General features: G+C 60.9%; 12 protein-coding genes. 10 read left to right on the top strand and 2 right to left on the bottom strand.

Going from position 1 to position 13,351, the window contains the following annotated elements; all coding sequences use genetic code 11:
• From JT360_RS22425 to JT360_RS22405, 5 genes are read left to right on the top strand one after another with little or no spacing between them, the layout of a single operon-like run.
• The gene (locus JT360_RS22425) at positions 1-525 is read left to right on the top strand and encodes a TadE/TadG family type IV pilus assembly protein (protein ID WP_214474153.1); all 525 of its coding nucleotides are present in this window, start codon (positions 1-3) and stop codon (positions 523-525) included.
• A 1-nt stretch (position 526) separates the two neighbouring features.
• Complete coding sequence (locus JT360_RS22420) at positions 527-1,174, top strand: TadE/TadG family type IV pilus assembly protein (RefSeq protein WP_214474146.1); 648 nt, start codon at positions 527-529, stop codon at positions 1,172-1,174.
• Positions 1,171-2,334, top strand: coding sequence for a CpaE/TadZ family protein (locus JT360_RS22415; RefSeq protein ID WP_214474142.1), 1,164 nt, complete (start codon positions 1,171-1,173; stop codon positions 2,332-2,334). The genes JT360_RS22420 and JT360_RS22415 overlap by 4 nt, the downstream gene beginning before the upstream one ends.
• Complete coding sequence (locus JT360_RS22410) at positions 2,318-2,905, top strand: L,D-transpeptidase (protein ID WP_214474140.1); 588 nt, start codon at positions 2,318-2,320, stop codon at positions 2,903-2,905. The genes JT360_RS22415 and JT360_RS22410 overlap by 17 nt, the downstream gene beginning before the upstream one ends.
• Positions 2,902-3,477 (top strand): hypothetical protein, encoded by a 576-nt coding sequence (locus tag JT360_RS22405; protein WP_214474138.1) that lies wholly within the window; start codon positions 2,902-2,904, stop codon positions 3,475-3,477. Before JT360_RS22410 ends, JT360_RS22405 begins: the two co-directional genes overlap by 4 nt.
• Before the next feature lie 43 nt (positions 3,478-3,520).
• Here the strand turns inward: JT360_RS22405 and JT360_RS22400 are convergent, their stop codons facing one another.
• Positions 3,521-4,051, bottom strand: a complete 531-nt coding sequence (locus tag JT360_RS22400; RefSeq protein ID WP_214474137.1) for a hypothetical protein — start codon at positions 4,049-4,051, stop codon at positions 3,521-3,523.
• Positions 4,052-4,504: 453 nt separating this feature from the next.
• On the opposite strand from JT360_RS22400, the gene JT360_RS22395 reads away from it, so the two are divergent.
• The 4 genes from JT360_RS22395 to JT360_RS22380 are packed head-to-tail and all read left to right on the top strand — an operon-like array spanning position 4,505 to position 10,093.
• A complete protein-coding gene (locus JT360_RS22395) occupies positions 4,505-5,953 on the top strand; it encodes a TolC family protein (RefSeq protein WP_214474135.1) in 1,449 nt (482 codons plus the stop codon).
• A gap of 40 nt (positions 5,954-5,993) precedes the next feature.
• Positions 5,994-8,126: a type I secretion system permease/ATPase gene (locus tag JT360_RS22390; RefSeq protein WP_214474133.1), complete on the top strand. Its 2,133-nt coding sequence runs from the start codon at positions 5,994-5,996 to the stop codon at positions 8,124-8,126.
• A gap of 46 nt (positions 8,127-8,172) precedes the next feature.
• The gene (locus JT360_RS22385; RefSeq protein ID WP_214474131.1) at positions 8,173-9,462 is read left to right on the top strand and encodes an HlyD family type I secretion periplasmic adaptor subunit; all 1,290 of its coding nucleotides are present in this window, start codon (positions 8,173-8,175) and stop codon (positions 9,460-9,462) included.
• Entirely contained in the window at positions 9,452-10,093 is a 642-nt protein-coding gene (locus tag JT360_RS22380; RefSeq protein ID WP_214474128.1) for a ribbon-helix-helix domain-containing protein, read from the top strand. Before JT360_RS22385 ends, JT360_RS22380 begins: the two co-directional genes overlap by 11 nt.
• A 102-nt stretch (positions 10,094-10,195) precedes the next feature.
• Here JT360_RS22380 and JT360_RS22375 read toward each other — a convergent pair whose 3' ends face one another.
• Positions 10,196-11,068 carry a transglutaminase-like cysteine peptidase gene (locus JT360_RS22375; RefSeq protein WP_352128105.1) on the bottom strand — a complete coding sequence of 291 codons (873 nt, stop codon included), beginning with the start codon at positions 11,066-11,068 and terminating at the stop codon, positions 10,196-10,198.
• Between the two features lie 389 nt (positions 11,069-11,457).
• Here JT360_RS22375 and JT360_RS22370 point away from each other — a divergent pair.
• Positions 11,458-13,351 (top strand): cadherin-like domain-containing protein (locus JT360_RS22370; RefSeq protein ID WP_214474126.1); only part of this gene is annotated, 1,894 nt, incomplete at its 3' end.

Below are 13,351 nucleotides of genomic sequence, written 5' to 3'. Positions count from 1 at the left end.
ATGCTGGCTGCACTGAGGCTGATGTTACGCAAGTTTGGCCGCGAGGATCGGGGCGCGGTTCTCGTCGAAATGACGCTGATCACGCCGTTAATGATTAGCCTTTCGGCAGGCGTGTTCGAATTCGGCAATCTCCTCCACCAAAAATCGCTGATCGAAGCCGGTCTCAATGACGGTGCTCGCTATGCAGCACGCTGCAATCAGACATTCAATGCAGCGCTGGACTGCGCCACCTACGCCGCCAACATCGCCGCAACTGGAACGTACAACTGCGGCGGCAATTGCAGCATTGCCAGCCGCGTCACGAGCTGGCTGCCGACTGCAGTTACGGTCGATCTCAATTATCTTGTAGTACCAGTGACCACGGACGCCAATGGTTTACAAAACTACAGCAGCTCTACGTCGAGTGTCCGGGTGGTGCGGCTCTCGACATCTTTCACCTATACCGGAGCCTCTTTGCTTAACTATCTCGGACTAGGACCGATCACCTTTTCTGCTGCCCACGAAGAACGTTACATAGGGTGGTGAGATGCCCAATCTGGCCCGTTTCAGAAAAGACGAATCCGGCGCCGTGATGGTGGAGTTCACCATCAGCATGGTCGTGCTGCTGGTGCTCACCCTCGGCTTCGTTGATTTCGGCTACGCATGGTTTCAGTGGAATTCCGCGACCAAAGCCGTGGAGATCGGGGCACGCATGGCTTCGATTTCAACGCCGATCGCGCCCGAAATTGCGGCGGCCGGACTCGCGACAATACCGGGCGATCCGATCCCTGTGGGCAACTATGACTTTACGTGCAATGGCGCCACAAGTACGTGCAGTTGTGTCGGCACGGGATGTCCGGCAACAACTACTTTTAACCCGGCGAACTTCAATCGCATTTTTCGCGGCGACGCAGTCGGTGTCGGCACCTGCCCGGCGCTTGCAACGGGGCAACGGCCAGGTATGTGTCATTTCTTTTCTCTGCTCCAGCCCTCCAATATCATCATCAGATATGCGGCGACTGGGCTTGGATACCAAACCCGCGCGGGCGGGTCGGTGCCGACGATAACCGTAAGCCTTCAGAACATGACCTTTCAGTTCTTCTTCCTGAGTGGACTGCTCGGGTTCGGAAACATCTCCATGCCCTCCATGCTGAGCACGGTTACGGGCGAAGACATGAAGAGTACCGCGCCATGAACGCCATCAACACCAAGGTCCTGCCGACCAAGCGCAAGCAGGTGGCGCTGTTTTCGTCGGATCCGAATTTCAAGCGCGATGTGGCGACACGGCTCGATGCGCTGGCGATCTATGATGTCAGGATTTCCGAGACCGGCGATTTTCTGAGAGGCCCGCCCGCGGATACGCGCCCGGGCATCGTCATCCTCGATCTCGGCAATGGCGAGTTGCTTGGCCGGCCAGGCATCGTCGAGGCGCGCGCGCTGTGGGCATCCGTGCCGCTGATCGCGGTTTCCGACGAACTGACCTCGGAACAGACGCGCGTTTTGGTGCGCATGAACGCTTCGGACTGGCTGCACAAGCCGCTCGACGGCAAGGAGCTGCTCAACGCGGTGACCTTCCACGACACCGGCAACCAGGGCACGAAAAGCCGCATCGTCACCTTCATCAGCGCCAGCGGCGGCGCCGGCGCCACGACGCTCGCTTTGTCGGCGGCGGAATTCCTGGCCTCGAAATCGGCTGAGCGCGCAGCGTCGACCTGCCTGGTCGATCTCGATTTCCAGAGCGCCAATTGCGGCGCCTACCTCAATCTGTTCAACCAGTTCGACCTCGCCGGCATCATCGGCCAGCCGGAACGGCTCGATGTCGAGCTGATGGATGTCATCAAGCTTTCGCGCCCGTCCGGTCTCACCCTCTACGCGTTCGAGAGGCCGCAGCTGCCGTTCGAGCCGCATGGCAGCGATTTCGTCTTCCGGCTGCTGGACCTCGTCGCCTACCGGTTCGACGACATCATCATCGACCTGCCCAACATCGAAACGCCCTGGCACAATTCCGTGCTCTCGACCAGCGACGAGATCTTCATCGTCTTCGAGCTCAACGTCGCGTCGCTGCGGCAAGGCAAGCGGCTCTACAAGAAGATCCGCGAGCTGCGCGGCAATGCGGTCAGCATCACGCTCGTCGCCAACAAGCACAAGCGCAAATGGTTCGGGAACCATTTTTCGCGCAGTGAGCTGGAGAAGATATTCAAGGCGCCGCACATCAAATCGGTCGCGCTCGACAATGCCCTTCTGACCGATGCCTTGAACCGGGCGATCCTGCCTTCCGAAGTGGATGGCCGGGCCCGCTTCAACAAGGATCTGAAGAAGATGTTCAAAGAGCGGCTCGATGACGCTGTCCGGTAGGCAGGGGATCGTCCCCCGGCTGGCCGGCGCCGGCGTGCTCAGTCTGGTGCTGGCGCTGTCCGGCCACGGCTTCGCCCAGGCGCGGTCGGGACTTTCGGCCCCGCCACTGCCGGCGATGGGGCCCAGCCTGCGCAAGGCCGTTGCCTTCGCAACCGCCGAACAGCCCGGGACGATCATCATCCGCAAGAACGAGAAGGCGCTTTACCTGGTGACCGGCCAGGGCCAGGCACTTCGCTACCGGATCAGCGTCGGGCGCGACGGGTTTGGCTGGACCGGGGTCGTGAAGGTCGGCGCCAAGACGGAATGGCCGCAATGGCGCCCGCCCAGGGACATGCGCGCCCGCCAGCCGGAACTGCCGGAGCTGGTGCCCTCGGGCCCGTATAACCCGCTCGGCGCACGCGCGCTCTATCTGCTTCGCGACGGACACGACACGCTCTACCGTATCCATGGCACCAACGATCCCTCGGGCGTGGGGTTCGACGGCACATCGGGTTGCTTTCGTCTCACCAACACGGATGTGATCGATCTTTTCAAGCGCGTGCCTGTGGGCACCAAGGTGGTGGTTCAATGACGACGATCAGCGATCCGCACGTGCCTGCCGTGGCCGCCGAGCCGATCGAACCGCGGCTGCTCGACAGGGATGCGAGCCGGTCGCGGCTGAGCGTCGTGGTCGGCGTTGGATTGACGCTGTTTGCCGTGCTGAACGCGACCGCCGCCATCTATCTCTATCGAGGCATCGCCGAGCTGCGCACCGTGGAGGGGCGTCTCGAGGAACTCGGTGCCTTCGAGCAGCGGATCGTTGCCCGGCTCGATACGGTCAACAACGGTTTTCAGAGCCGGTTTGAAAGACTGGACAGCCAATTGCAGGGCCGTTTCAACGAAATCAACGGCAATATAGCCCGCCTGGAACAGGACCTTCCACCGACCGACGGTGCGGGAACCTCGAGCGTGTCGGAACCCGTCGCTGCGACAAGCACCGTGGCGGAAGCGTCTTCCAGTACGGAAGTCGCGGCCGAACCCACGATCATCGATGCGCCGCGGCCACCCAAGAGAAGGGTAGCCACCGCGCCCCCTGCCCCGAATCCGGGATACCAGCGAACCGAAACGCCGGACGGCAAGGTCTACTATCGCAAGATCAATTGAAAAAGCCGGGCGTGAGGGCGGGGGGTACTGGCGCTCCGCTGGATTAGAAATCGCGCTGCAAAGCGACGAGGCGCACGGCCAATGCTTCGCCGCGCTGTCTGGTTTCGCGGAGGAACGCGAGGTGACAGTAGGCGCACGCCGCAAAGCCGAGGACCAGCACGAGGCTGTTCTCCCACGTGAAATCGACCATCAACGGGAAACCGCTGGGTGCCGAGAACGCGGCAATCGTGCTCGCCGTTTCCGAATGGCCGCCGACAGCCATCATCAGCCCGGCGAAAAGCAGCGCGACGTGATTGGCCAGGAAGAAACCGGCCCCCCGTTTCATGTGGCATGCGCTCCAGCACAGCATCGCCGCGGCGACCAGGATGACGCCGTCCAAGGCCATCGAACCGCCGAGATAAAGGTCGACCTGCTGCCAGAACATCGCCGACAGGGGGCGCAGTTCAAGCCAGATCCGCCACATTGTGGGACTTGCCGGATAGACGCCCAGCAAGAACGTCGCGATCCGCGCCCCCGCCAGAACCATCAGGATGAAAGCTGGAAAAGCGAAGAGTAAGGTCGACCTGCGCTTCATCTTGTCCTCGACAATCTGGCATCCAGCATAGATTGAAGAGATTGCGCGAAGCTTAACGCAGGGGCACCCGCCACCGCTTTAGCGCGGGTGTGTGCATGGCAGCCCGCGATTCATCACCGATCCGCTTGTTGTCCAGCCCGGACTCGAAGGAACGTTGCCGATTCTATCGCGGCTTCGGACTCATTCAGGCCGCCTGCGGCTCTGCCCGCGCTCAGGCATTGTTGCTTGCGGCTATCCATGCTGGCCGCTTCCGGGCACAACCCAGACGAGCCGGTTTGTTGTGCTATTTTTGCTACATTACGCAACCTTATCACCAAAAATCTGCCGATTAGCGACTTCTAAAATAATATTCGTTCACTTATTTCGTGAAACTGTTGGATAATCACTTGAGATAGGTTCAGGCTTGGTTGTAGTGCTCGAAAAGAGCGCACGGGAAACGTTGGGGCAGGTTGAATGAATACGACAAGCATGTCAGCCATGGGCAAGCGCCTTGGTCTTTTGATGGCGGCTACGATGCTGACCTGCGCAAGTGCCAGTGCGCTTACGCTCAAGGAAGCGGTGGCGGTTGCCGTCGAATCCAACCCCGAGATCGGCCAGGCCATAGAAAATCGCGAAGCAATCGAGTTCGAGTTGCGTCAGGCCAAAGGGCTCTATCTGCCCAGCCTGGATCTGGAGGCGTCGGGTGGTGCTCGTCGTCTGGACAACTCCTCCCGGCGCGCGCTCTCTATCGAGCATGACGCGCTTTATCCCGCGGAAACCGACCTGACAGTTTCGCAGACGGTATATGACAGCGGTGCAAGAAGAGCCGAGCTGAACCGTCAAGCCTCGCGCGTCGACGGCGCGTCCTTTCGTGTGCTGGAGCGGTCTGAATTCATCGGGCTCTCAGTTGTCCAGGACTATCTCGAATACATGCTTCAGGGCTCGATCGTGGTGGAGGCAAAGAAGAACCTGGGCTTCCATCAGGCGATTCTCCACGACATCCAGGAAGGTATCGCGGGCGGCGGGTTGAATGAAGCCGACCGGCAACAGGCCGAGGAGCGGCTGTTTGCAGCCAAGGCCCGCATGCAGGAAGCCTCGGAAGAACTGGAAGCCTCGAGGATACGGTTCTTCAAGACTGTCGGTAAACCGCTGACCAATGCGTCGAGGCCGGGCGATGTTTCGTCCGCGCTGCCGAGGTCCCTGGACGATGCAATCGGACTTGCGCGCGAGAACAACCCGCGCGTCCATATGGCCAATAGCGATATTTCCGCGGCAGCTTCCCTGGTGGACGCGGCCCGGGCGAAATATGGTCCGTCGATCGTCGCCGAAGGCACTGCCCGGGCCGGCTACGACATTGACGGCGACAATGGAGACACGTCCGACCTGCAAGCACGCCTTGTGCTGCGCTGGAACCTGTACCGGGGCGGCATCGACAAAGCCAATGAGCAGGAACAAATCCGCCGCGCCAGCGAACAGCGGCTTGCGCTGCATCAGGTGCTGCGGGAGATCGAAGAAGCCGTTCGCACATCCTGGGATCGTCGCTTCCGGCAAGCCGATCTGGCAAAGACCCTGAAGCTGCAAGCCGCTTCCAGCGAGAAGCTGGTTGCGTCTTATCGCGAGCAATTCAAGGTCGGGCAGCGCTCGCTACTCGATGTTCTGGATGCGCAGAATACGCGTTTCAACACAGCGACGCTGGCGGACACCGCGTCCTACGCATCCCTTTTCGCCCAATATCGGCTTCTGGCTGCGACCGGGCAGTTGCTGAGGACGATGGATATTCACCCGCCAAAGCAGGCCGCGGCTTACGCACGCACCGAGTTCGCGACACCGGAAACGGCGGACACCGAAACCTATGCGCGGACCCCTTCAGAACAGAAGAATGACCTGCCGTTCGATATCCTGGCACCGGTCAGGAAAAAGTAAGCGGATGTAAGGATCGATCGAAAGTCCCAATGGGCGGATCGTGAACCAGCAACCCAACATCCTCTCCCCGAAGGAGGCGTTCAAGGCCTGCTTCTCGGCCATTGCCGGATATCTCGGCAGGCCGAGCGCGCCAACCGTGCTGTTCGCCGGCGTGCCGCTGTCGGACACGCAAATCGACATCGACGCCATCCGGCATCTTGCCGAGCGCATCGGCCTTGAAATCACCGAATTCAGCCATCGTGACTTTCTTCGGGGGCGCATCGACCTCCCTGCCATTGTGTTTCGCGTTAGCCAATTGCCTGTTGCCCTGCTGGCCGAAACCGAGGACGGCGCATTCTCGACCGCTCCCCAGGAAGACGGCCGCGTAACCCTTGCGAAATCCGAGTTGGCCGCCAGCACCATCAGCGGCGGCGTTTCCTTCTCGCTAACCTATGCCAACGCCACCGAAGGAATGAACGTCGGTTCGGCGCCGAAGATCGAGCGGCGACATTGGCTGACGGGAACAATGGGCCCGTTCTGGCGCACCTATTCGAAGGTTATCCTGTCGGCGATATTCATCAATCTCCTGGCCATCGCCTCGCCGATCTTCACCATGAACGTCTACGACAGGATATTGCCGAACAAGGCAATATCGACGCTCTGGGTCCTGTCGATCGGCATCGGTGCGGTCATCCTGTTCGACCTGCTTTTGAAGACCGCCAGGGCGTCCCTCATCGACTATGCCGGGCGCAAGGCGGATCTGCGCATCTCCTATCTGCTGTTCGAGAAAGTGCTGAACTCGTCCCTGTCGGCACGGCCCGGCTCGACGGGCGAATACGCAAATCGGGTGACGCAGTATGAATTCGTGCGCGAATTCTTCACGTCGAACACCATCAGCGTGTTCATCGACACCGCCTTCGTCTTCGTCTTCCTTCTTGTCATCTATGCGATAGGCGGCTGGCTGGTCATCATACCGGCGCTGGCCTTCGTCGCCTCCGTGATCGTCGGACTGATCACGCAGCGGCAAATCGGGAAGCGTGTCGCCGCCTCAATGAACGAGGCCTCGCAACGGCAGGCGCTGCTGGTCGAATCCATCTCCACGCTGGAGACGATCAAGTCGCTGCGGGCCGAGGCCTATCTGTTGCGAAAGTGGGGAGAGCATTCCAAGAATGCGTCCAACACGTCCGAGAAGATCAAGCAGCTTTCGGCGGCCGCCGGCAATATAACGCAGGCCATCCAGCAGATGGTCACCGTCGCCCTGATCGTGGCCGGTGCCTACGCCTTCTCGGAAGGGCATGTCTCCACCGGAGCCATCATCGGCACCGTCATGCTGGCGGGCCGCGCCGTGGCTCCGCTCGGCCAGATCGCCATCACCTTGTCCAGGCTTCGCCAGGCCATGCTCTCCCTGCGCATGGTGAACTCGATCATGGCGCAGCCGGAGGACCGCCCCGATACGGTGGGTTTCGTCAACCGGCCCATCCGCAATGGCGCCATGGTGTTCAGGAATGTCGGCTTTGTCTATCCGGGCTCCGAAAATGAGGTCCTGACCGGTCTGAATTTCTCGGTGAAGCCGGGCGAGCGGATCGGCATCATCGGCCGCATAGGGTCGGGAAAGACAACCATGGGCCGGCTGATTGGCAGGCTTTTCCTGCCGAGCTCGGGCGAGTTGCTGCTGGACGGTATCGACATCCGCCAATACCACCCCTCGGAGGTTCGCGCCGCCGTCGGGATCGTCGCGCAGGCCAATGATCTGTTTTCGGGCACTATCAAGGAAAATCTCCTGATGGCATGTCCGGAGGCGACCGATGAGCAGATCGTCGAGGCGGCCAAGGCCGCGGGTGTCGACGATTTCGTCTCCCGCCACCCGCGTGGCTACGACATGAATGTCGGCGAGCGCGGCACCAATCTCTCGGGCGGCCAGAGACAGACGATGGCGATTGCCCGGCTGTTGCTGACCAAACCGAAAATCGTGTTCCTGGACGAGCCGTCGGGCTCGATGGATCTGGCTTCGGAGCGGCAGCTGATCAAGCAGCTCAAGGTGGCTTTCGATCGAAACACCACGCTGATCGTTTCAACGCATCGCTTCAGCATGCTCGAACTGGCCGACCGACTCATTGTCATCGAGCAGGGCAAGATCGTCGCCGATGGACCGAAGGACCAAGTGATACAGGCGCTGCAGAAAACAAGCGCCTGACAGAAAAAGACTTATTGAACATATTCAGTACGTTGGGGCGTAGGAAATGCTTGCCAGGGAAGACCGGCCGCCGCTTTTTGCGTCGGCATCCATATTGATCATCGGCGCGCTTTTTGTGAGTTCGGTCGCCTGGGCGTCCTATGCCGAGGTCGATGAAATCGCACGCGGCGACGGCAAGATCATACCCGCCTCGAAGACCCAGATCATCCAGGCCAGCGAGCCGGGCGTTGTTCAGGAAATTGCCGTGACGATCGGGCAGGTCGTCAAGAAGAACGACCTCATCATCCGTCTCGACAATACGTTCAACACCTCCAGCCTCGGCGAACAGCAGGCCAAGGCGCGGGCCCTGCAGACGCGCATTGCCCGGCTCAAATTCGAACAGACCGGCAATCTCGAAGGCGCATTTCCCTGTCCGTCCGAAATCCAGAAGGTGGCGCCGGAAATCTGCGACAACGAGCAGAAGCTACTCGTCGCCCGCCGCGACAACTTCGAAGTCAAGCTGTCGGTTCTCAAGTCGCGCCTCGACCAGCGCGAGAAGGAATTGGACGAAGCCACCGCCAATTCCGATCGCCTCACGAAGAATCTCGCCGTCAGTGACCAGGAGGCAAAGCTGGTCGAATCGATGGTCAAGAAGGGTCTGATGGCGCGAACCGAGCAGCTCCGCGTCGAGCGCGAGCTGACCGAGCTCAACGGTCAGCTGACGCTCGCTGGAGAAACGATCAAGAAAGCCAAGTCGGCCATCACGGAGGCCCAGCTTCAGGTCAACGAACTCGGCCTGCAGCTACAACAAGAAGCGCTGAGTGACCTGACGCAGGCGCTGGCCGATCTTTCGGTCGTCGACGAGACCATACGCGGCGCCACCGACAAGGTGGCGCGCACGGATATCCGCTCCCCTGTCGACGGGATCGTCAACACGCTTGACGTCAACACGCTTGGCGCCTTCGTGCAGCCCGGCGCAGTCGTGGCGGGCATCGTGCCAACTTCCGAGACCCTGCTGGTCGAAGCGCGGGTTTCACCGCGAGATGTTGCCTTCATCCGTCCGGGCCAGGACGCGCTGATCAAGGTAACCGCCTATGATTTCTCGATCTTCGGTGGCATCGAGGGCAAAGTCTCGAACATCACCGCCGACAGCCTGGTGGACCAGAAGACGGGCGAGCCCTACTATCAGGTCCGTGTCGCAACCGAGAGGTCGACATTGACGCGGGACGGCAAGACCTATTCGATCATCCCCGGCATGATTTGTACGGTCGACATCAAGACCGGACGCAAAACGATCCTCACCTATCTGCTGAAGCCGATCAACAAGGCACGCGAGGAGGCGATGAGTGAACGATAGCGCCGCTTCCCCTCTTGCCGACCGCGACCGGCTGCTTCCGCCCCTGGCGACAGAAGATTTCGGGCTGGAATTCCGGGTTGTAGCGCGTGGCGGCACGCGGCGCGGCATTCGTCTGGAGCGGGCGTTCTGGACCTCTCTGAAGCAGATGGCCGAAAGCCGCAAATGCACCATCGGCATGCTGATCGACGAGATCGCCGAGAGCCATGCCAACACCGGAAACCTGACATCGGCAATCCGGGTGGCCTGCATGCGCGGATTGGCCGAGGAAAACCAGACCTTGCGAAGGCTTGCATCGATCAAAACGATCAACGCCATTCTGGTCGCCTGCCCGTCACCGGCCTTCGCGCTGTCATCGTCGAAGAAGATCCTGACCTTCAATGCGCCGTTCCAGCAGCTGGTCAGGCGTCAATTGCCGGCGGCGCCGAACGAAGATGCGCGCCACGATCTGAAGCTGGCGCTGGACCTCAATGTCGCCGACATTTTCGCGCGGCTCGATGCCAATGGCGAAATGCCGGTGGCCACTGGTTTCGTCATCGGCGCGGGCGACCGCCGCTACCGGGGGCAATTGAACGCGGCGCGGGCGCCGGTGCTCGAGCCGGAGCTGCTGATGGCCTTTGTTTTCGGCGGCTGATGCATGCCGGCCAAAACTGCCATCGGTTTGGCGAAGACCAGGCCACACCCATGAACAAGAACCCAAAGCGACCTGAACCGGGTGCTTCGCTTTGTCTTGCCGCTACGGCTGCAGGCCCTCTCCGGGTGCGACCGTCGCAAGACCGCCATTGATATCGGCGATTTGGGCCGCGCCGGCTCTGGCGCCGTGGATCCACGCGCGATCGGTGCTGAACGAATACAACGGCACGTAGTCGGGGAGGTCGCTGTCGCGCGAGACGACGTTGCTCAGACTGTCCAGAATGAACACACCGCTTCCGGTGCTGACGGACAGAACAGCATGAAAGAAACCGCGCTTGCGATCCTGCAAGACGACGAGCGACATGCTCTGCGCCGGAATGCCGGCACGCAGCAGCGCCGCCATCTTGAGAATGGCGAAATCCTCGCAGTCCCCCGCCCGCCGCTCGAGAGTTTCCGAAGGCTTGGCCCAGTAGTCGAGCTTGCCGTAAACCGCGATGTCCTTCTTGTAGGCGATCGCGTGGTTTATGCTCGAGTTGATGAAGGACAGCTTGTCGACGAACGGCTTGTCCTTGGCGGCATTGACGATCGCGGTAAAGAGACTGTTCTTGCCGTCACACGCACTGCCCGCGGAACAATCGACGATTGCCTTGTAGACCGGCGCCCAACGCGCGGAAACCGGGAAATTGTGCATGGACAGCGCAACCGATCCGAACACGCCGGGAATGATCGCCGCCGTCTTGATGGGATCGATCCCGGCATTATCCTGCACGGTCGAAGAGCCGTTTTCCTGATCAGCAGGACCGTAGCTGCCGAAAACCATGCCGATTTTGTAGGCCGTGACTGGCTGCCAGGGCTGCGGCCGCAGCAGCGAAATGCCGCCGAGAGTGGGAGGCGTTTCGATCGTCGCCAGCAGCGCATCGGCAGGATCGAGGCTCGCCGGGAAAGTGCTCGCCGACGATGGCTGCGGCAGGCTCATGATGCCGATTGCCAGCAGCAGCGCCTTAAGCCTTGTCGCCCCCGGTGCGGATTTCTCTTTTTTCATAGCGCCCACCTTTGACTGTGGACGCTATCAATTCCGCCTCAAATTATTGGAAAGGAACGCGGGTAACTTTTCTGTACTTGGCAACGTCTATTTTGTGTAAAATTTTATACAACATTATACTTCTGTTTACCGAGTGAACGGACCCAAAAACCCGCCAGACGGGTCGTAGGTCGGCCTCCGCATACCGCGTTATATATGCCGGGTTTACCATGCGTAAAAAAGGCCGAGATTAGCATACCGGGATATATGAAACAGATTGCAGGATGGTTGCAAAGCAGAAGCGGCCACTGTCTCTTTCCGGGAAATACCAAAGGGGTTTGGCTATGGCGAACAGTAACGAATTGGACACCGTTTCTAATTCTTGGGACGAGCATTCCGAACACAACGGCCTGCAGTCGCAGGCAGCGTTCCAGGTCGCGGAGGCAGCCTCGACACAGAAGGCCGCTCCGGCAGCCGCTGAACCGGTTCCCGTCGATGTCGGCAGCGGCGCGCCCGTCAAGCCGGAAGCGCCCGCGGAGGCGAAGGCACCGCCGCCGGCTGCATCGCATGAGTATGTAGCCGACGCCAGCAATGTGGTGAAACTTCCGGCCAATGCCTCGATCGACAACATCAAGGTCGACGGCCATAACCTCGTGCTCGAGCAGGCGGACGGTTCGGTGATCGTCATCAAGGACGGCGCCCTCAACGTGCCGACCTTCCTCATCGGCGACGTCGAGGTGCCGCGCGTGGCCCTGATCGCGGCGCTGGAAGCAAGCCATGTCGATGTCGCCTTCGGCGCCGATGGCTCGATCTCGGCAGGCGGAAATGGCTCGCCGAGCAGCGCCGGCGGAAATTTCGAACAGCCTCCCGGCGGCATCGGCGACGGATTCGGCCTTTCGGCACTGTTGCCGCCGACGGATCTGGCGTTCGGCCAGCCGGACCATCGCGAGCTGTTTCCCTCGCTAGTCGACAGAGGCGTGTCGGTAGTGGCCACGTCGTTGCTTGCCCCGGGCGAGGCAGCCAGCGAAACGGGTCTTGATGGCGGTGGGAGCCAATCGCCGGGCAGCGCCGCGCCGAGCAGCGCGGAAACCTCCGGCACCGGAACGATCAGCGTCGATGCGCCGGACGGTATCGGGTCAATCGTCATCAACGGCGTCACCGTCACCACCGTCGGTCAGCATATTCCGGGCGATTTCGGCTACCTGACGATCGTCTCCTTCAATCCGAACACCGGTGCTATCGAATACAATTACACGGTCACCGAGTCGGTCGCCCATCCGATTCAAACAACCGGATTTGATCCCAACGACACGGTTCCCGACAATTTTACAATCACCGTCACTGACGTCGACGGCGATTCGGCCAGCACCACCTTTGCAGTCGCCATTGTCGACGACGTGCCGACGGCCGTTGCCGACACCGACAGCGTGACCGAAGGCGGCACGGTGAGCGGCAATGTGATCACCGGGCTTGGCAGCGACGGCAATCCGGCCGGCGCCGACACCAAGGGTGCCGACGACGCTTCGGTAAGCGGAGCGACGGGTGCCGGGGCAACGACGGTCATGGGCGGCGACTTTCACGTCGTTGGCCAGTACGGCACGCTGACACTGAGCCCGGACGGGACTTACAGCTACGTCGCCAATTCCAGCATCAGCAACGCATCGCCGGTGACGGACACCTTCACCTACACGCTGACGGACGGCGACGGCGACACCTCGCAGACGACGCTGAATATCACCATCAACGATGGCACCGACCCGTCGGTGGTGACAAACGCGATCATCACGGTGGACGAGGAAGGGCTCGGCACCGCCAATGCGACCGGCAGCGCGGCCGCGACCGACGTCGAGAACGGCAGCGGAACGGTATCGTTTCATGCCGGTTCGGACAATATCACTGGAGTGGCGTTCACGTCGGTTGCCGGGATCACGGCGGACGTCAACGGCGTTGCTGGCGCCGACATCGTCTGGACGCTGGCCGGCCCGACGCAGATCATTGGTTCGATCAACGGCATCGATGCCATCCAGATCGACCTGGTTGCCCCGTCGCTGCCGATCCTGGCGGGCACTAACGGGTCCGCGACAGTCAATGTGACGCTGCTCGACAACTTCCCGCATCCGGACGCGGGTGGTGAGAACGTCATCAACCTGGCCGGCATCAACGTGGTCGCCACCGATACGGATGGTGACCAGGCGAGCGCAACGGTTCAGGTCAATGTCACTGACGACATTCCGGTTG

This window comes from Mesorhizobium sp. dw_380, assembly GCF_018588885.1.
GTDB lineage: Bacteria > Pseudomonadota > Alphaproteobacteria > Rhizobiales > Rhizobiaceae > Mesorhizobium.
Note: the sequence above shows the minus strand (reverse complement) of the source record. Positions and strands in the feature narration are given on the sequence as shown.